This window comes from Aeribacillus sp. JST-2, assembly GCF_056032925.1.
The window spans coordinates 1-18,947 of the sequence record NZ_JBVVUU010000013.1 but is presented as its reverse complement, the minus strand read 5'-3'; the positions used below and the strand labels follow the sequence as shown (position 1 = coordinate 18,947).

General features: G+C 39.8%; 19 protein-coding genes. 6 read left to right on the top strand and 13 right to left on the bottom strand.

The window, feature by feature from the left end:
* Positions 1–187: 187 nt before the first annotated feature.
* From wrbA to AC0KTX_RS08760, 12 genes are all read right to left on the bottom strand, one after another.
* Positions 188–799: an NAD(P)H:quinone oxidoreductase gene (wrbA, locus tag AC0KTX_RS08815; protein ID WP_474251853.1), complete on the bottom strand. Its 612-nt coding sequence runs from the start codon at positions 797–799 to the stop codon at positions 188–190.
* 76 nt (positions 800–875) lie between these two features.
* Complete coding sequence (locus AC0KTX_RS08810) at positions 876–1,493, bottom strand: alpha/beta hydrolase (protein ID WP_474251852.1); 618 nt, start codon at positions 1,491–1,493, stop codon at positions 876–878.
* 26 nt (positions 1,494–1,519) lie between these two features.
* Complete coding sequence (locus AC0KTX_RS08805; protein ID WP_474251851.1) at positions 1,520–2,464, bottom strand: ring-cleaving dioxygenase; 945 nt, start codon at positions 2,462–2,464, stop codon at positions 1,520–1,522.
* Between the two features lie 155 nt (positions 2,465–2,619).
* Entirely contained in the window at positions 2,620–3,813 is a 1,194-nt protein-coding gene (locus AC0KTX_RS08800) for an MFS transporter (protein ID WP_474251850.1), read from the bottom strand.
* Between the two features lie 315 nt (positions 3,814–4,128).
* A complete protein-coding gene (locus tag AC0KTX_RS08795; RefSeq protein ID WP_474251849.1) occupies positions 4,129–5,220 on the bottom strand; it encodes a Gfo/Idh/MocA family protein in 1,092 nt (363 codons plus the stop codon).
* 104 nt (positions 5,221–5,324) lie between these two features.
* Positions 5,325–6,305, bottom strand: coding sequence for a Gfo/Idh/MocA family protein (locus AC0KTX_RS08790; protein ID WP_474251848.1), 981 nt, complete (start codon positions 6,303–6,305; stop codon positions 5,325–5,327).
* 208 nt (positions 6,306–6,513) lie between these two features.
* Positions 6,514–7,392 carry a sugar phosphate isomerase/epimerase family protein gene (locus AC0KTX_RS08785; protein WP_474251847.1) on the bottom strand — a complete coding sequence of 293 codons (879 nt, stop codon included), beginning with the start codon at positions 7,390–7,392 and terminating at the stop codon, positions 6,514–6,516.
* An 18-nt stretch (positions 7,393–7,410) separates the two neighbouring features.
* Positions 7,411–8,247, bottom strand: coding sequence for a carbohydrate ABC transporter permease (locus AC0KTX_RS08780; protein ID WP_474251846.1), 837 nt, complete (start codon positions 8,245–8,247; stop codon positions 7,411–7,413).
* A gap of 13 nt (positions 8,248–8,260) precedes the next feature.
* Positions 8,261–9,163 (bottom strand): carbohydrate ABC transporter permease, encoded by a 903-nt coding sequence (locus AC0KTX_RS08775; protein ID WP_474251902.1) that lies wholly within the window; start codon positions 9,161–9,163, stop codon positions 8,261–8,263.
* A gap of 103 nt (positions 9,164–9,266) precedes the next feature.
* A complete protein-coding gene (locus AC0KTX_RS08770) occupies positions 9,267–10,553 on the bottom strand; it encodes an ABC transporter substrate-binding protein (protein ID WP_474251845.1) in 1,287 nt (428 codons plus the stop codon).
* A gap of 186 nt (positions 10,554–10,739) precedes the next feature.
* Positions 10,740–11,873: a GntR family transcriptional regulator gene (locus AC0KTX_RS08765; RefSeq protein WP_474251844.1), complete on the bottom strand. Its 1,134-nt coding sequence runs from the start codon at positions 11,871–11,873 to the stop codon at positions 10,740–10,742.
* Positions 11,874–12,121: 248 nt separating this feature from the next.
* Positions 12,122–12,268 carry a hypothetical protein gene (locus AC0KTX_RS08760; protein ID WP_474251843.1) on the bottom strand — a complete coding sequence of 49 codons (147 nt, stop codon included), beginning with the start codon at positions 12,266–12,268 and terminating at the stop codon, positions 12,122–12,124.
* 86 nt (positions 12,269–12,354) lie between these two features.
* Here AC0KTX_RS08760 and AC0KTX_RS08755 point away from each other — a divergent pair, with 86 nt between their 5' ends.
* A complete protein-coding gene (locus AC0KTX_RS08755) occupies positions 12,355–12,483 on the top strand; it encodes a LacI family DNA-binding transcriptional regulator (protein WP_474251842.1) in 129 nt (42 codons plus the stop codon).
* Between the two features lie 358 nt (positions 12,484–12,841).
* Here AC0KTX_RS08755 and AC0KTX_RS08750 read toward each other — a convergent pair whose 3' ends face one another.
* On the bottom strand, positions 12,842–14,557 hold the full coding sequence (locus tag AC0KTX_RS08750; protein ID WP_474251841.1) for a M56 family metallopeptidase: 1,716 nt from the start codon (positions 14,555–14,557) through the stop codon (positions 12,842–12,844).
* A gap of 404 nt (positions 14,558–14,961) precedes the next feature.
* On the opposite strand from AC0KTX_RS08750, the gene AC0KTX_RS08745 reads away from it, so the two are divergent.
* From AC0KTX_RS08745 to AC0KTX_RS08725, 5 genes are all read left to right on the top strand, one after another.
* Positions 14,962–15,309, top strand: coding sequence for a lmo0954 family membrane protein (locus AC0KTX_RS08745; protein ID WP_474251840.1), 348 nt, complete (start codon positions 14,962–14,964; stop codon positions 15,307–15,309).
* Positions 15,310–15,329: 20 nt separating this feature from the next.
* Positions 15,330–15,977 (top strand): PspA/IM30 family protein, encoded by a 648-nt coding sequence (locus tag AC0KTX_RS08740; RefSeq protein WP_474251839.1) that lies wholly within the window; start codon positions 15,330–15,332, stop codon positions 15,975–15,977.
* Positions 15,978–16,048: 71 nt separating this feature from the next.
* Positions 16,049–16,774, top strand: coding sequence for a cell wall-active antibiotics response protein LiaF (gene liaF / locus AC0KTX_RS08735; protein WP_474251838.1), 726 nt, complete (start codon positions 16,049–16,051; stop codon positions 16,772–16,774).
* The gene (locus AC0KTX_RS08730; RefSeq protein ID WP_474251837.1) at positions 16,771–17,817 is read left to right on the top strand and encodes a sensor histidine kinase; all 1,047 of its coding nucleotides are present in this window, start codon (positions 16,771–16,773) and stop codon (positions 17,815–17,817) included. Before liaF ends, AC0KTX_RS08730 begins: the two co-directional genes overlap by 4 nt.
* A complete protein-coding gene (locus AC0KTX_RS08725) occupies positions 17,810–18,442 on the top strand; it encodes a response regulator (protein WP_474251836.1) in 633 nt (210 codons plus the stop codon). The genes AC0KTX_RS08730 and AC0KTX_RS08725 overlap by 8 nt, the downstream gene beginning before the upstream one ends.
* Positions 18,443–18,947: the final 505 nt, after the last annotated feature.

The window sequence follows — 18,947 nt, the reverse complement described above, 5'->3', positions numbered from 1 at the left end:
TTTCTCCTGCAAACGAAATCTTTTCAGGATATCAAAAAGCTCTCGAATTATTTTATCAATCAGCACCGTCCGAAAGCGGAAAAATTACATCAAAAGATTAGGTTTTGGTTCAGAGTAATGTAAACAATTGACCAACAATAACAATTAAAAAAAGCTAATCGGCCGTTGACCGATTAGCCTGCCTTCATTACTCATTTCCTTTTTTCACCCATTCGGCAATGGCCACTGTCCGCTTTGCTTGATGTTTGACAGCATCTTTGACATTTTCCATCATGTTTCCGTTTTGGTCGACTGTTACGCTTGTCCCATAAGGATTCCCGCCAGATGTAAATGCGGAAGCATCCGTGTAGCCAGGTGCGGCAACGATTGCCCCCCAATGAAACATTGTCGTGTAAAGCGATAATATCGTTGCTTCCTGTCCTCCGTGACTGTTTGAAGCAGACGACATCGCGCTGACGACTTTATTGATTAGTTTTCCATTAGCCCAAAGGCCGCCGGTAGTATCTAAAAACTGCTTCATTTGCGATGGTACGTTTCCAAAACGAGTAGGGACACTAAAAATGATCGCATCTGCCCATTCCAAATCCTCTAAAGTCGCCTCCGGTACTTCTTTTGTTGCTTCGACATGCGCCTTCCAGGCAGGATTTGAATCAATGGCAGACTGTGGAGCTAATTCTCGTACTTTTAATACTTTGACTTCCGCTCCTGCCTCTTTCGCTCCTTCTTCTGCCCATTTCGCCAATTGATAATTTGTTCCTGTGGAGCTGTAATAAATAACTGCTAATTTTATATTTGCCACATAAAACCCTCCAGTTAACAATAAATAAACCAATTTTATACTATTTAACATACCCTTCATCCATTTTTTTATGTTTTTATTGGCAGTTTTTTTGAAGCTTTTGATACCACCCAAAAGCAGCTTCGACTTCTGTATTAGTGAGCTGATGGCCACCGCTTTCCCAATGTAAATAAACTTTTGCATTTGCGTTTGTCAGCAAGTCATGCAATTCCACCGTCTCTTCAGGAGAACAGATCGGATCGTTTTTCCCTGCAGAAATAAACACGTTCATACTTGTCAAATCAGGCAATTCAATTCCTCTCCGCGGCACCATCGGATGGTGCAAGATTGCAGCAGAAAAAGTATCTTGATAATGAAACATTAAACTGGCAGCTATATTCGCTCCGTTTGAATAACCAATAGCGATGATCTTTTTCCGATCAAATTTATATGTTTCAGCAGCATCGTTCAAAAATTCATACAATTCTTTTGTGCGGAAAACGAGATCTTCTTCGTCAAACACGCCTTCCGCCAGTCTTTTAAAAAACCTAGGCAAACCATTTTCCAACACATTCCCCCGCACGCCTAAAACAGACGCTTGGTCATCAATTCTTTCCGCAAGGGGCAACAGGTCATATTCATTTCCTCCTGTTCCATGCAGCAATAAAAGCGTTGGTTTGGACAAATCTTTTCCTTTTCGAAAAATGTGCTTCATTTTTTCCTCTCCTTTGCAGAATGGATTTACTTTGCTTTCAGTTCGCGGACATTGATTGGAATTAAAACTTTTTCAAGTTCATCACGATATTTCTCATATTGTTCCGGCAGCTTTAATTTTTCTCCAAGTTTATCAAGCGGCTCATCAATTAAAAAACCAGGAGGATCTGTTGCAATTTCAAACAAAATCTCACCATGTTCTCGGAAATAAATGGAATTAAAATATTTTCTGTCTTGGACTGGAGTGACACCATACCCTTCACTATGCAACAAAGTTTTCCAATTCATTTGCTCTTCGTCGTCTTTTGCTCTAAAGGCAATATGATGAACAACACCTGAACCCATGCGTCCTCTTCCCGATGGGGTTGTTTTCAAATCAATGATATTGCCGATTTCGCTTGCAGTTCGGAATCGGAGAAAGCCTCCGTCCTTCCCCATTGGCTGCAAACCTAAAATATTTTCAAGCAATTGAGCAGTTTTTTCAGGCTGAGCCGATAACAAAGTGGCTCCAAAAAATCCTTTAATTGCAACATCTGTTGTGATTCCGCCAAATTCCCAATCATTCAAGCTGCCTTCTTCCTGTTCCACCAATTCCAAATTCAAGCCATGCGGGTCTTTGAACTGTATAAAGGTTTGTCCAAACCGATCTGCCGTCGTATAAGGAATTTGAAAAGCTTCCAATCGCTCCTGCCAAAAATTGATCGAACCTTTTGGGATGGCGTAGGCCGTCGTCCCGACTTGCCCGTTGCCAATTCGGCCAGGATACGCTTCCGGCCATGGAAAGAACGTTATAAGCGTTCCGGGGCTTCCGGTTTTGTTTCCAAAATAAAAGTGGTATGTGCCCGGATCATCAAAGTTCACCGTCTTTTTCACTAATCTTAATCCAAGAACTCCAGCGTAAAAATCGACATTTTCTTGAGGATGACCGACAATCGCAGTTATATGATGAATACCAGATGTTTTTTGGATCATTTTTATATACTCCTTTTTCCTATATTTTTTCAAAACTTTGCTTTCCTGAAAATATTTTGAATTCGAGATAATTTTATCAATAGAGAACAACGGTGTCAAAAATTCCATCCTGATCTTCAGTGAAACAAAAAAACGCCGCCACCCATTGTGACGGCTTATGATTTTTCCGCTTCAGATATAGCAACCAACTGCATTTTGCTCTTGCCTGAAACAAAATAATAAATGAAGAAAACAACTAAAATAACCGCACCGGCCAGCAAATATACATGTTGATAACCGAACTTTAAAGCAACGAGCCCTAACAAATACGATCCGATTGCAACGCCGATGTCAAAAAAAGTAAAATAAGTAGCGGTTGCATAGCCGCTTCTCTCCGGCAATGCCGACTGCACACAAAGCGTCTGCAGGCTCGGTACAATCGCTCCATAGCCAAAACCAATAAAAACCCCCGAAGCTAAAAACAAAGCAACCGAATTGACAAAAGCCAATAAACCAAACCCGATCATAAAGCTAAAAAACCCCGGTATTAAAATAAACTTTGGTCCCTTAAGGTCATACAGCCTTCCTGTAAAAGGTCTTGTCAGAAGCATGACAGCGGCAAACAGCACAAAAAATGTGCTGGACCATGCTAAAAGGTGTTTTTGTTGAGCATAGATTGACAAATAGGACAAAACGCTTGAATAAGAAAATGCAACAAGTGATGCAAGCAAGGCAATCGGAACAGCATTTTTTTCAAACAAATTGTTAAGCGAAATCTTCAACATCGACTTATCTTTTATATGTTTGGGCTGCAATGGAATTGCTAGAGCAAAAAAAGATCCGGCAGCCATCAATATGCTCAAAGCGTAAAATAAAACTTGAAATGAATACGCCTGGATGAAAAACAGCGCAATAAACGGCCCTAATACGATCGCTAAATTTGTAGACATCGCATAGTATCCAAGCCCCTCTCCCCGGCGCTGTGCAGGGACATGATCAGCAGCTAATGAACCGCTTGCTGTCGTCGCAACACTAAACCAAATACCTTGGAAAAAGCGCAGCAGCAAAAGACCATAAAATGAATGAATAAATGCATACAAAATAGTACATAGCAAATAAAAGAAAAGACTGATCCACAACATTTTCCGCTTGCCGAACCGATCCAACAAAATACCTGTAAACGGGCGAACGACAATGGCCGAAAGCAGAAAGATGCTCATCAACAAACCCGCTTCATCATCAGTCCTTCCCATCTCTCCTTTCACATAAAGCGGCAACGTTGACACAAGTCCGTAAAAAACTAAAAACACCGCCATGTTCGTTAAGAATAAACTGATAAATACTTTCGTCCAAATCCGTTCTCTTGCCAAATATCTCACCTTCCTAGTTCATTTTTTGCAGCGATAATGGATTAATAAGAACCAATGATCATAAATATAATTCGGAACCCGAAATTTGTAAAGTTCCATACAACGTTTCTAAAAATGAACAGAAGAGAATATATTACCAACATTCCTGACTTCACGTGTTTGTCCAACAAAGGGAAATTTTTTTTGCAACTGCTTATCGTTGTATCTTTTTTTATACGAATACAATCGATGGCGCTCTTTAACAGTTTTTCAACACCGAAACAAACGCCACCAAAAAAAACGAAGGCAGGATGCGTAGTTCCTGCCTTCGTTTTTTTAAGAAATGTTTGCCAACTCGATCTCCACTTCTTTTCCAAGTTTTGACGATTTAATAATTCCGTCTATGATCGCTTGATTATATAAGATTTCCTCCCCAGGTATGGGAGCTGGTTTATTTTCTTTAATGGCTTCGACAAAGTCTCGGACTTTTTCATAAAAGATATCTATATTTTGGGATATAACCGGTATGCTTGTTTCTGCATGCTGTCCATTGATATCGTGAAAAAGAGTCATGGAGCCGATGCCGCCGTCCCATACGCCGCTCCATGGCCCGCTGCCGGCTGGAGTCAGCTTTAAACCCGCTTCCGTCCCGAGAAAAAGGGTCGGCCCTAAAGAGTCCATATGCATTGCCCATGAAATTTTGAAATTTAACACTTTCCCGCCTTCTAAACGGATAAGGGCAACCCCAAAATCTTCGACCTCGAAATTTTCCGCTTGGTCATAATACATTGGATTCGTTCCAATGTAGTTGGATGTGTAAGCAGAGACTGTCAGTGGTTTTGGATTGCCAAGCGTGTTTAAGGCAAGATCTAAAGAATAACAGCCAATATCCGCGATCGAACCCGCACCGGCCAGATCTTTATTGATGAATGTTCCTCCAGGTATCCCTCTCCTGCGGCCGCCGCCTGTTTGTATATAATAAACGTTTCCTAGAACTCCTGATTGTACGATGTCTTTCACTACTTTCATATTTGGATCGTATCGAGGTTGAAATCCGACAGATAATATTCGCCTGTTTTGTTTAGCCGTTTTAACCATATCGATTGCTTGTTCCAGACTGACTGACATCGGCTTTTCAACTAGGACATGCTTTCCTTCCTTGAGAGAATCGACACTCGTTTCATAGTGCGCTCGGTTTGGAGTGCAGATGCTTACGCCATCTAACTCCAGCTCCAAAAGTTTGCGATGATCATCAAAGGCTTGAGCGCCTTCTAAATTTAGGTTATCAAGAAATTTCTTTGATTTTCCTGGAATAATATCCGAAACAGCTACGATTTTTACATCCGGCATTTTCTTGTAAGACTTTGCATGGAGAGCGGCAATTCCTCCGCTGCCAATAATTCCAATCTTTATTTCTTTTTGCGGCATCTTAAACATCCTCTCTTTAAAATGACTGTTGATGAAAACTATAATTTCCACACATTTGAAAACTGCTTGCATTTCGATACTTTTTTGCTAGAAAACAAGCTCCTTCATTTCTTTTCCCCAATTCGTTCAATCAAATAATTTCCTGCCCTATATACCGATTCAGTAAATTGTATAACCTTGAGCGCAATTTCACCTTTCATATCATCCGGCTTGTGCCCCAATATGGTATCGATAAAATTTTTGTCTGGATTGGTTGTTGGTTCAGGAATATTTGGAATCATTGGCTCTTTGCCATACTGGCGGACAGTGATTTTCCCCATATCGTAAAAAATTGCACCGGATTCTCCGCAAAAAACATAAGACTCATACCAACACGGCGCATCGCCAACAATATTCAAACTGCCAATGGTTCCATCCGTAAATTTTATCGTAGTAAAAGAATTTATTTCCACCTCACACTCCCTGAGCGAGATATTGGTTTTTACTTCTTCTGGTTCTAGGCCCGTCGACCATAAGATCACATCAATGATATGGCTTCCGGAATCCATCAGCATGCCTCCGCCCGACAAAGAAGGGTTTTGCCTCCAAGTATGCTCAGTCAGCTGTTTCCAATCTTGATATAAGGATGCGTTTATCGAAGTTAATCTCCCTATCGTTCCATTTTCGATGCAATTCTTGATGAAAAGAAATTCCGGCATATAATGGCGCTGATAAGAAACTTGCAAGATTTTATTTTTTCTTTCCGCCAGTTCCATTAATTTTTTTGCTTCTTCGGAGCTGCATGTCATCGGTTTCTCAACTAATACATGACAACAGGCATTCAAGCAATCTTTTGCCTGGACAAAATGCCAAGTATGCGGCGAGCATAAGACAACAGCATCTAGCGCAACTTTTTCAAGCATCTCCTTATAATCGTTGAACTCTAATACTTCCCTTAAATTGTGTTTTCCGATCAATTCCCGCCTGTTTTGTGCAAGTGGATCCACAACGGCTGTAATGATAACATTTTTCAACTGCAACAAATGTTTCGCATGAATATGCGAAATGTCGCCAGCCCCAATCATCCCAACCCTTATTTGTTTCACGTGTAATCTCCCCCATAATAGAAAAAGGCTAAAATTGGCCATTGTTCATGGTTATTAGTCATGCTGAACTTTGATCCTCGCCCTTGATAGACTAATCACATTTTTTCGACTATTCGTCAATTGCAATGGCAATGATTCTCGTTCAATTTCTGTTAAAACATGCCTTAACGTGGAGTTTCATAAATTTTTTGACACTGCCAACAAAGCGCTATTGAAAAAATGTTTCTAAATACGTTTTTGCTTTTATAATCCCTTTTGCTTCCGCCTCCGCCGTGCCCCAGAAACGATGATCCTCCAATTCAATGCTGATCGGTCCTTGATAATTCAACTGTTCTAGACGAACTGCCACTTTTCCCCAATCGACTTCTCCATATCCTGGGATGGTGTAACGCCAAGACCCTTCGGAAAAACGATATTTCACATGAAATGTTGCGGGAAGGACGCCATAGTAATACTGTTCATTGAATAGAAGTTCCGTATCTTTGCCATGACAGTAAGTGATTCTGTCGCCGAACTCATGTAATACCCTTAAATAATCAATGCCTAATCGAACTAAATGGGAAGGATCAAAATTTAAACCAAAGTGATTTGAAGGTATGGCGTCAAACATCGCTTTCCACATTTCGGGTGTGCAACCGATTGCCGGGTATTGAGGGGCTGGGCCGGGCCAGCCTTCAAGGGCGAAAAATACATTTTCCTTTTCGGCATGTTTCACAACCTCCGGGAAAGTTTCCTTCCAAATGCTAAAGCTGTCCTGCCTCGATTGATGAAAATCTTCCGGAACAAGGCAGATAAACAGCACCTTCCCTCCTAATCTTGCAACATCGGTAATTTGTTGTTTTATTTTTTCAACTGCTTTTGCCCTTGCAACATCATCTTTACTTAGCAATTTCGTTGGCCCAACCGCTTCGGCGCCATCGACCGATCCCACTTCGAGGCCTGCTTCCTCGAACATTCTTTTTATCTCGGGGGTCAGCTGAGGAACATCCACCACATCAAGCCCAATATCTTTTGCAAACTCCAAAACGCTTTTTAAACCTTTTGAACCTAATTTTGGCGGTATTCTCATTCCAATTTGACGGCTCATTTTTTCCCTCCTAAATTATCATCCTTTTATGCCGCTGAAAGTGATTCCTTTAAGAAACGTTTTTTGCAAAAAGAAAAACATCACTAAGATCGGGAGCGTCATCATGGTCGAAACTGCCATCATCAGCCCCCACTCAGACCCTTTTTGACTTTGAAATTGCTGCAACCCTAAGGACATCGTATAAGCAGATTCATTTGTTAAATACAATAGCGGCCCAATAAAATCAGTCCAGCTGGCCATGAATTGAAATAAACCGACAGCCAGTACGGCCGGCTTTGCCAACGGCAGCATTATGCGCCAATAAATGCGAAATTCGCTGGCCCCATCTATTTTTGCCGCATCCCGCAGTGTATTCGGTATTCCAAGGAAAAACTGTCTTAACAAAAAAATAAAAAAAGGTACTCCAAAAAAACTGGGGACAATCAATGGCAAAGGCGTTCCAACCCAGCCGATTTTATTAAACAAAAGAAACAGGGGGATCATGGTTACTTGACCGGGAATCATCATAACGGCTAGCGTTGTAAAAAATAAAATATTTTTCCCCTTCCACTGCAGCTTTGCAAAGCTATAAGCTGCTAGCGGACATGAAATAATTACTCCTAATGTGCTAAAAACAGTGATGATGACAGTGTTTTTAAAATAGGTAAAAAAAGGAATGTACTCCATCGCATCAAGATAATTCGACCATACGATTGGGTTGGGGATCCATTTCGGAGGAAATGCAAAAATTTGTGAATGCGATTTTAACGAAGTTGAAATCATCCATATAAATGGTATTAAAAAAAAGATGGCTGCCATCAGCAAACAAGCGTGCGCCAAAAAAACTTTAAAACCTTTCACCGTCTTTGGACTCAACTTATCTCCCCTCCTATTTGCCCTGATAATGCACCCAACGCTTGGAACTGACAAATATCAATAATGTTAAAAGCATAATGACAACAAACAAAATCCATGCCATTGCAGAAGCATACCCCATTTTAAAAAACTTAAAGGCATTATCGTATAAATACATGACATAGAATGTGAGTGAATTGGCAGGGGTTCCTTGACCTTGAGTAAGAGTGTACGGCAATGTAAATTGCTGAAAAGCGCCGATGACCCCCATCACCAGATTATAAAAAATAACGGGAGTTAATAACGGCAAGGTTACGTGCAACGTTTTTTGCAACCAGTTCGCCCCGTCCACCTCTGCAGCTTCATAATATTCATCGGGGATGTCTCCCAGCCCGGCTAAATAAATGACAACTGCTTGGCCGATTCCCCATAAAGACATTAAAATCAAAGAAGGTTTCGACCATATTTCACTTCCAAGCCATGAAGGACCCGTTATCCCTATTAAATCTAATAAACCGTTGATCAGGCCAAAACCCGGGTTTAACAGCCACATCCACAAAACCGCCATAGCTACTTGAGGAACAAGCGTCGGCAAAAAATAAATCGTTCGATACAACGCCATTCCTTTTACTTTCATATTGAGCATCATAGCCAAGGCAACACCAAAAAAAATGCTCAAAGGAACAAAGAAAATAACAAAATAAATGGTGTTGTATATAGATTTCCAAAATAAAGGATCTTTTGCCAATTGTTTATAGTTATCCAGCCCTACAAATTCCCCTGATTGCAGGATGCTGTATGTCGTAAAGCTGAAATAAATGGAAGCAAGCAATGGAAAGGCATAAAACAACAGCAATCCTAAAATCCAAGGTGCTGCAAATAGCCAGCCGCTTAAATTTGAACCGAACTTGCTGCTCCTTTTTTTGAAAACGATCATTTTACGCCGGGCTGTCTGTTTTTCAATGACGGGCAAGATGTTTCACCTCCGTTATCAAATCGCCCACGGCAGTGTGGCCATTCTGCCATGGGCAGAGTAATCTTTATTTGCTTAACGCTTTATTTACTTTATCTGTCACTTTATCTAGATTTTCTTTCGGAGTGCCATTTCCCCTTGTGGAGTTTTCAACCGCATCTGCTAATTCGTTCCAAAGAAGAGATCCTTCTGAAATATTCGGGCGATGGCGGGATTTCGGCAAGATGTCGATAAATTCTTTCAAGATCGGATCCTTTTTGTAACCTAACTCCTCATTAACGGAATCAATGACCGAGAAGTCTTTTGCGATCTTGCTGAATATCTTTTGCCCTTCTTCACTTCCAAAAAATTTGACGAACTCCCAAGCAGCTTCAACATTTTTTGCTCCCTTCGGTATGACAACCGACCATCCCCCTGACCATGTGGTAAAATTGGTTCCTGAAGGAGTTGGGATAGGTGTTACACCATAATCCATTTCGGGGTTAAATTTTTCAATGGATGAAATGGAAAACGGTCCGCTAACTTGCATGCTCAGTTGACCGGAAATAAAGGGATCCATTGCGCCGGTTCCTTGTGAATCTGTGAATCCGGCAATATCTTCTACGTCATATTTCTTGGCAAAATCGGTTTCCCATTGAAGCGCTTCAACAATTTTAGGATGATTGGCTGTAACCTTTCCTGTCTTTGGATCATAAAACTCGCCGCCAAATGCCCATCCCCATGTATAAAGCCAGCCTTGCCCGTACCATGGAATGAAACCAATACGCTCAAACCGCCGCCCTTTTTTGATGGTTAATTTTTCTGCTGCATCCTCAAGCTCTTGAATCGTTTTTGGCGGATTTTCAGGATCCAATCCGGCCTTTCGAAAGTGGTCTTTATTGTAGAAAAGCAAGCGGGAATCAGTCGTCGTTGGAATTCCGTAAAGCTTTCCATTATAAACAGCTTCATCCCAAGCAAATGGATAGTACTTTTCCTTTGAGATCCCGTCTTTTTCGGCTAATTCTGTTAAATCGGTCAATGAACCTTGATCCGCCCATGAAGCAATTTCAAACCGGTCAAAATAAGCGACATCCGGCGGATTTCCCCCAGCAATCGCTGTTAACAGTTTTTCATTTTGGCCTTCCCCTTGATTTGCAATATAGACACTGTTAATCTTGATATCAGGGTGTTTTTTTTCGAATGCCTTGACAACTTCCTTCACAGCTTCTCCAGTTATATCTGTCATAGGGTGCCAAAATGTAACCGTTGTTTTCTTTGATTCATTAGAGCCAGTTTGGCTGTTCGAGCAGCCTGCGAAAATCAAGGACAAGAAAGAAAGAAAAATAAAGGTGCAGCGAAGTTTTTTAAATAACATTCTGAATTTTCACTCCTTATTGAATTTTCTAAAAATAATAGTCAGAATCCTCCTTTCTTTTTTAAGAATACGCTTTCATTTTTTATTGCGTTGGGGGGTTGCAAACCATTTTGACTACAAACCCCATCTCTCTCTTTTTGTTATATACAATTTAAATGAATATTACATATATGTCAATATGATTTTTCATAATTTTCTTACAATTTTTCGACTTGATTGACCGGTGATCAGTTCAAAGTTGATATTATAATGTTTAGGCTCCAAATGATTTTTTAATTGGTCGATCAGAAGATCAACTGCTTTTTTTCCAATCTCCTTTTCTCGTTGCTGAATATGCGTGTAAAAATGTTTGCCATCGCGCGCCGGCGGCGAATCAAAGCAAACAACCGAATAGTCATCTGGGATTTTTTTATTTAGTAAAGCGACTGCATTTTCAATCAGTTCGGCAATGCCGTACTCACAAGCAATCATTCCGGTAATTTCATGATTTTTTTCTAAAAATTCTTTTATCATCAAGATTTCTTTCTCTTTCATTTGCCAGTGATTTTCCGAATGTTGATATTGCGGCATCGTGCTGTAAAAATTGTTCAAAATATAATGATGGTCAAGCTTTAAGCCATTTTCCGCAACAGCGATGTGAAAACCTAAAATCCTGTCTTCAATGGAGGAAGTCCCGTACTCGGGCGGCGATAGAAAAGCAATTTTTTCATGCCCCAATTCTATTAAATGCCTTGTCAGGACAATCGCAGCTTCTCTATTATCCAAACTTACAGAACTGGCAGGTATTCCTTTTATGTACCGATCGACAAAAACTACCGGAAATTGGTTTCCTACTAATTTTAATAACTCATTATTGTAGTGGACACCGTGAACTGGAAAAACAATCAAACCGTCCACTTTTGCTTCATCGATCATCGCCGCAATGGCCTGTTTCTCTTCTTCCACCCTACCCAACGTTCTTCTGAAAAGGAAATGGCATCCGTATTCTGTCACCGTTCTTTCCATTGCTTTTACCAATCCCAACCCGAACACTTCACCAAAATCAGGTATGATCAATCCAATGGTATGACCTTTTTTGGGCGCCGATTGGGAGTCAGAAAGAGAGCTAATCGATGACCTCACAAAAGAGCCTTTCCCCCTGTATCTTGTAATCATGTTTTGCTCAACCAACAGATCAAGAGCTTTTTTCGCAGTAATTCTGCTCACATTATACATTTCCACCAATTCATGCTCTGTCGGCACTTTATCATTTTCTTTCAACGTTCCGTTTTTAATTTTGGCTAAAATGTCCATATAAATTTTTTCATATAATTTTTCCAACGATATCACCTTGATATATTTGATATATACAATATATCAATCAAACAAATGAAAAGCAAATAGTATTTCACTTTTCTAAAGTAGTATTCGGCTTTTCCCTTTTTTACAACTTTCAATCGCCACTGGAGGCATATTTCATGTCATAACCGATCTGGAAATGTTTGTATGACATTTTTTCAGGCGGTCCACGTCCTATTTCCGTTTCAGAACAACGTGTTGATAGGCCGGCCATACCTTGCCTTGCTATTTTATTTCTTGCCATCCTTCTTGTGAGGTTCAATATCGAAAAATTCAAAAAAATCATCGATATGTTCATTTTTGTCTTTTATCGCCCATTTTGCTATGATGAGTTCCACAAGACATAACCCGACTAATGTGAAAAATCCCACTAACATCTTCATTCCCCCTTTCCTTTGTCACCACGAACATAAAATATGAAACGCGTTTCATGTCAAGAATTTTTTTAGAAAGGAGTTCAAAGATGGCCAATATCCGTGAAATTGCCAAACTGGCAAGTGTTTCTGTTGCGACCGTTTCACGAGTGCTGAATCATCATCCGTACGTGAGCCAGGAAAAAAGAGAAGCTGTTTTAAAAGTGAGGAAGAACTGAATTATCAACGAAATGTTGTTGCTGTCCTCCTCAAACTTGATCGGGGTTGTTTTGCCGTTGATCGACCATCCCTGCTTCAGCCGATTGTCGATCTCATGGGGATTACAACCATCGATATTCCGATCAAAAAAATGGGGCAATTGGCGGTGCAAGCTATTATCCATAATGATGAAAAAAAGAAACAATGACATAAATAACTTACATTGCCTTTTCAATTGATCGAACGGCAAACCGTCTAAAGCAAAGAAAGCCGCCTCCCCTTTTAAACGATAAACAACTGTTGGCAATGCCTCTCTGTTAATCGGAAGGCGGCTTAGTTATCGATAGCGGCAAATGCTATTCCTGAAAAAACGTTGTTTCATTCATTCATTTGCTTTTTGTCCGGAAAAGATTCGCGAAAACGGTCTTTCAACCATTTTACCATTTTGCCTCGATTCCAGCCTGTTTCCGTTTCCTTCAAAGATTTAATACGCCAGTACATCGGCGGGTGGATCATAAACTGAAATTCAAACAAGCGCATAAACCATGAATCTCTTTCCAGTAATGAATGGTTCCCCTCCCCTTTTTGCAAATCGTACGTTTTCGCTTTCTGAAACAGTTCATCTTGCTTAGCAGCCAAAGCTGTTAAACCGTCAGCCATTTGCTGATTGCCATGATCAAGCAATACAGCGCCTAAATGATCGGCACGCACTTCCATCCATTGGGACAGAAGCGACTGAATAAACGGAAACAGAAGAAGGAAAAACCATATGGTCAAAAACAGCAAAAACTGCTGTCCTTTAAGGAAAGTATATATCCAATAAACAAATAAAACGACCAAGCCGATCACCGCCATCCTCATGAATTGTCCGATGAAGATATCCCTTTTTTTAACATGGATTGCTTCATGAGCCAAAATTGCTTCAATCGCTTCGATCGGCAGCTTCAGCGTTTCCGTCGTTAAAGTGATCATTGAGCGGCCAATGTTGGCTCCAGCCGCAAAACCGTTCAATTCATTTGTTTCCGTCTGATAAATGTTCACATTGGGAATGCCCGCTTTTTCCAGCACTTTTTTGGCAGCCGAAAGAACATCTGGATCCTCAACCTTTTTTACATCCAATGCGATTTTTAACAACCGATCTGAGATATAGAGATTAAACGCCCAATAAAAGAATGCTGCCATCACCATCACCCAAACGGGAACGTTAAAGAATGATAAGATGACGATCAATGTCGTGTAAGCGCCGACACCTTTCACGGATATCGCAAAATAGCCTTTTCCAAGCAATCTTTTCAAATTTTTCGGGTGGTAAAACGGAAGCACTTCCACTTGTTTGATTTCGGATGTCTCCGCTTGTTTTTCCGTCCTGTTGAAGGCTGAAAGCCATGAAGGATCATTTTTTACATTCAAATAGACAGTTTCCCCTGAAAAAGTGAGTTTTAGTGTTTTTCCCATGCTTGTTGTAAAATCCTGATTTGTCGAAAACAATGTAAATAATGGAAACAATTTTAGCACATCTACATTTGTTTCCATATTGGCCTCTATCAGCTCAGAAAACGGGTACCGTTTCGGGCTGATTTTCGATAATAAATAGAGACAATTGGTCTCTTTGCTGACAAAAACCTCCAGATTGTGGAAAATAGAGGCTTTTTTTAACATTTGACAAATTAACACAACATTTGCAAATAACAATACAGTCGACAAAACAGAATATGAAGAACCAAAAACGAAATAAATGATCGATATTCCAATGATGACGAATGTAAACAGAAAATCAATGAACAAGCGCACAGGATTTTTGATCAGCTCGATTTTTTCTGATTCTGCCTTATGCAGCTCATTTTTCATTTTTTCATAGCCGTCTTCGTCTGAAAATGTTATTGAGTACATCAAAAATGAATAAACTAGACAGGAAATGATACTAATCGCATTATTCCATTGAAACGATTGAAATAAAAAAACAGCCGCAATGATTGCCAGAATGGCTTCCATTGCCAACAAGACTTTGGAAGAAACATATTTCTCTAATTGCGTGTGGAGAAAAGCCAACACGATGCCGGCGATAACAGCCGCTACCATCCACCAAATATTCAACCTTTCCACCTTCTTTCATGAATTTTTGATGTTAAAAATATAAAAGCCAAACCGATCGCTTTGCATTTTCAAGTCTACTCTCTGTCGTCGTTTGCTTTGTTTACATAAATCACGAAAATAAACGATTGAAAGCGATGGATTAAACAGGAGATTTACATTCCTCCCATTGAAATAAAAACGCCATTTTTCTTTTCCTCTTCCTCCACTTTAATACTGCCAGCTGTTTTACGTTTTCCTTTCATAAAACGTTTCAATTCACTTCGGAAAATATCCATTTCCATTTGCAAAATGGATACAGGAATTTTCTTTTTATACTCCTCAAGTCTTAGATGAAAATATAGCTCAAGTACATTATGAGATATTTTGATAACCGGTAAGATGAATCATGAAAGGAGGGCATAAAAGTGAAAAAAATTGGACTTCTGGCAGTTGGCGTGGTTTGTGCTATCCTTTTAGCCGCTAACCTTGGGGCTGTTGCTGGGCTTTTCATCAGCTTGATCATCCTCTACTTTGCTTTTAAACAATTTTTGAAATCCGAATCGGCCGTAAAAAAAGTATTTTGGGCAATAGTTGGGCTGATCGCATTAAGTGTTTCTGCAGCAAACGTTCCGGCTATTGTCGGTCTCGTCGCCGCATATGTCCTATTTGTTGTATACAAAAAATGGGGAAAAACACAACAACTGATAGTTGAAGAAGAGGATCCGTTTACCAATTTCGAAAAGCAATGGGAAACTTTAAAACGACAATTATAAATGATAATGGAGGGAAAAACATGAGCAATCTGTTAACACGTTTGAAAAATGTCATCATGGCTGATTTGAATGAGTTGCTGGATAAAAAAGAACAACAAAATCCGATCGCCTTGTTAAATGAATATTTGCGTCAATCCGAACAAGAAGTGAAAAAAGTGGAAAGGCTCATTGAACGCCAACGTTTATTAAAAGACGAATTGGCAAAGGAATACTACCTTGCTCAAAAACTTGCGGAAAAACGAAAATACCAAGCGGAAATTGCCTTAAAAGCGCAAGAACCAGCCTTGCATCAATTTGCGGCAAATGAAGAAAACATTTATCATGAGCGGGCACAAAAGCTGAAAGAATCGCTTAAAGAAGCCGCAGAACAAATTGCCCAATTGGAACAAAAATATGAAAAAATGAAACATCAAGTAAAAGATATGCAAATTAGACGTATGGAACTGATGGGACGTGAAAATACAGCCCGGGCCAATTACAGAATTCATCATGTGCTGGAAGAAAACGATTTATTTGATAAAACTTTTTCCCGCTTTTCTGAAATAGAGTATTTTATCGATCGTTTAGAGAAAAAAGTAAACGATCAGTATTTTGCCAATACATTTGACGAAAAAATCGCAAAACTCGAAAAAGAATTAAAAAATAAAGAAACGGATTCAAAACCGTAAAAGAAATTGTTATGCTAAAAAGGCGTAGAGAATCTGCGCCTTTTCTATCATGTGCGGAAGGAGGAGCCTATATGTTTAAGGGAAATAGAAAAGAGAAGCTGAATTGGGCGGTTATATCGGTCGCCATTCTTTTCATTGGAGAACTTTTGCTATTTAACAGCAAGGCTCTTTTCTTCCTTATTTTTACGTTTTTTTTCCTTCATATCGGCAGAAAACGAATGCCGCGCCCATCCGGGAAAATTTTTTTCACTGCCGGTCTGTTAGGCATGGTTATTTTCTTTTTTGAGTTGTATACATTTCGTTTGTTGCTTTTTGTCTTTTTATCCTATTCGGTCATTCGTTTTTTTCAAACAAAACAGGCATCTTCACCTATTATTCAAAAATCCGATGACATCCCGAAAGAAAATGAGATTTTTTTCAGTGAACCATTGTTCAAAAACAAATGGTTTGGTCATCAAAAAACAAAAAAAGAAGTATATTCATGGAACGATGTCAATATCCAAACATGGATTGGCGATACTGCCATTGATTTAAATTACACCATTCTTCCAAAAGGAGAATCCGTAATTGTCATACGAAAGTTGTTCGGAAATATTGAAATTATTGTTCCTTATGAACTCGAAGTAACGGTTCATCATTCTGTATTGTTCGGCTCCTTTTCCATCTTTGAGCACTCGGATATGAAATTATGGAATGAAACCATTCGTTGCCAAACTAAAGAGTACCATTCTGCCGTTCGGAAAATGAAAATTATCACCTCAGTCGTTGCCGGCCATTTAGAGGTGAAACGGTCATGAATCTGTTAAAACGGCAAGTAATTATTGCCATCGCTGCGTCCATTCTCATCTTTTTCATGCTTGGCGTTTCGTTTTTTCTGGCCTTCCCTATCTCGGATTGGTCGTTAATATGGAAACAAAAACTTGCCGATATTCCTTTTATCATTTTTGCTGCTGGAATCAGCCTTGGCGCCGGTTTGTTCTTTGGCATAATGTCGGGATTGCCAATCAAAAAACAACTAGGCCAGCTTGAGGAATTGCTGCGAAAAATTGCACTAGGCCAACCGATTGAAATGCAAAAAGAATGGAACTTGAAAGAATTGGATGAGATTAGTTTTCATATTAAAAAAATCCAAAACCTGCTTGTAGAACAAACGAAATTGACGCAAAAACTGGCAAACGAAAATGTAAAAGAACAAGAAAAACGAGTGGAACAAATGGTTTCCCAAGAACGGCAGAGGCTGGCGCGGGAACTGCATGACTCGGTAAGCCAGCATTTATTTGCCGCATCGATGCTCATTTCCGCCGTCAAAGAGGATTTTGCCAATCTAAATGAAAATAAAATAAAACAAATTCGTTTAGTTGAAGAAATCATCCATCAATCACAGCTTGAAATGCGTGCTCTTCTTTTGCATCTTCGTCCCGTTCCTTTAAAAGGAAAATCACTGCAAGAAGGAATGGAAGAACTGTTAAATGAATTAAGGCAAAAAGTGCCATTGAACATTCAATGGAAAATTGAAGATTTTTTTTTAGAAAAAGGAATAGAGGATCATTTATTTCGCATTTTGCAAGAGTCGGTATCGAACACTCTTCGCCATGCGAAAGCAACCACACTTGAAGTACTGTTAATAAAGCGGAATCATCTGGCTATTTTGCGCATCGTCGATGATGGGATAGGATTTGATGTGGAAACAACAAAAACAGGTTCTTACGGCTTGCAGAACATGTTTGAACGAGCAGCAGAAATCGGCGGCACTTTGCAAATCGTCAGCATGCCGAATCAAGGAACACGGCTGGAAGTGAAAGTGCCGCTCTTATTGAATGAGGGGGAGAATGATGATTAAAGTGTTATTTGTCGATGACCACGAAATGGTGAGAATCGGTGTGTCGGCCTATTTGTCCTCCCAGCCTGACATCGAAGTCATCGGAGAAGCCGATAACGGCAAAAAGGCCGTCGAGCTTGCTCTGGCATTACGACCCGATATTATTTTGATGGATCTCGTCATGCCGGAAATGGACGGCATCGAAGCTACAAAAGCAATAATCTGCGAATGGCCGGAGGCGAAAATCATTATCGTCACAAGCTTCCTCGATGATGAAAAGGTCTACCCTGCATTAGAAGCTGGAGCCGTCAGCTACATGTTAAAAACATCAAAAGCCGACGAAATCGCCAATGCCATTCGTTCCACTTACCGCGGTCAGTCCGTGCTGGAGCCTGAAGTAACAACAAAAGTGATGGCGAAAATGACCAAAAAAACAAAACACCTTCCCCACGAAGAATTAACAAAAAGGGAAATGGAAGTATTGCTGTTGATGTCGCAAGGAAAAACCAATCAAGAAATTGCCGATGAATTATATATCTCGTTAAAAACCGTCAAAGTCCATGTCAGCAACATCTTAAGCAAACTCGAAGTCCAGGACCGCACGCAGGCGGTCATTTATGCATTTCGACATTCATTAGTAAAATAAGACCGTTCCGACTAAAACTTTTCTGTCTTTAATCATTTCTTTTTGAATGTGTGTCTCACCTTCCTTTTCATAACCGGCACATTCTTTTTTGATAGATTAGCTGGAAAAGGCGTGTGAAAAATCGATGTTCCGCCCTTCTGAACAAAACTCTATAAAAAAAGAGGTTGTCCGAAATACGGTTTTTCAGCCCAATTATGAAAAAAGTAAGACCAAAGAATGCTGTTAAATCAACATTCTTTGGTCTTTTATTTGGAAACATGTGACACTAAAAAGGGCTTTTCATACAGCCCCTTTCTTACCTCTAGTCAAGTGTTTTTTATTAAATAATTTGGTTAATCTAGATTTTATTTTGGAAGGAAGGGGTACCCCTTCCTTCCAAAATAAATTTTCGCATGACAAATAGACCTCACGATTTCCATTTTTTTCGCCAGGTCTTTGTGATATAATCTTACTTACGATTACTGATGCATTGTTGCCTTTTCGTAATCGTATTTCAGATTATGTG

Coding starts and splice junctions, on each gene's coding strand:
- AC0KTX_RS08810 (WP_474251852.1), bottom strand. CDS start 1,493: ATGAAGCACATTTTTCGAAAAGGAAAAGATTTGTCCAAACCAACGCTT.
- AC0KTX_RS08805 (WP_474251851.1), bottom strand. CDS start 2,464: ATGATCCAAAAAACATCTGGTATTCATCATATAACTGCGATTGTCGGT.
- AC0KTX_RS08795 (WP_474251849.1), bottom strand. CDS start 5,220: ATGCCGCAAAAAGAAATAAAGATTGGAATTATTGGCAGCGGAGGAATT.
- AC0KTX_RS08785 (WP_474251847.1), bottom strand. CDS start 7,392: ATGAGCCGTCAAATTGGAATGAGAATACCGCCAAAATTAGGTTCAAAA.
- AC0KTX_RS08775 (WP_474251902.1), bottom strand. CDS start 9,163: ATGATCGTTTTCAAAAAAAGGAGCAGCAAGTTCGGTTCAAATTTAAGC.
- AC0KTX_RS08770 (WP_474251845.1), bottom strand. CDS start 10,553: ATGTTATTTAAAAAACTTCGCTGCACCTTTATTTTTCTTTCTTTCTTG.
- AC0KTX_RS08760 (WP_474251843.1), bottom strand. CDS start 12,268: ATGTTAGTGGGATTTTTCACATTAGTCGGGTTATGTCTTGTGGAACTC.
- AC0KTX_RS08755 (WP_474251842.1), top strand. CDS start 12,355: ATGGCCAATATCCGTGAAATTGCCAAACTGGCAAGTGTTTCTGTTGCG.
- AC0KTX_RS08740 (WP_474251839.1), top strand. CDS start 15,330: ATGAGCAATCTGTTAACACGTTTGAAAAATGTCATCATGGCTGATTTG.
- liaF (WP_474251838.1), top strand. CDS start 16,049: ATGTTTAAGGGAAATAGAAAAGAGAAGCTGAATTGGGCGGTTATATCG.
- AC0KTX_RS08730 (WP_474251837.1), top strand. CDS start 16,771: ATGAATCTGTTAAAACGGCAAGTAATTATTGCCATCGCTGCGTCCATT.
- AC0KTX_RS08725 (WP_474251836.1), top strand. CDS start 17,810: ATGATTAAAGTGTTATTTGTCGATGACCACGAAATGGTGAGAATCGGT.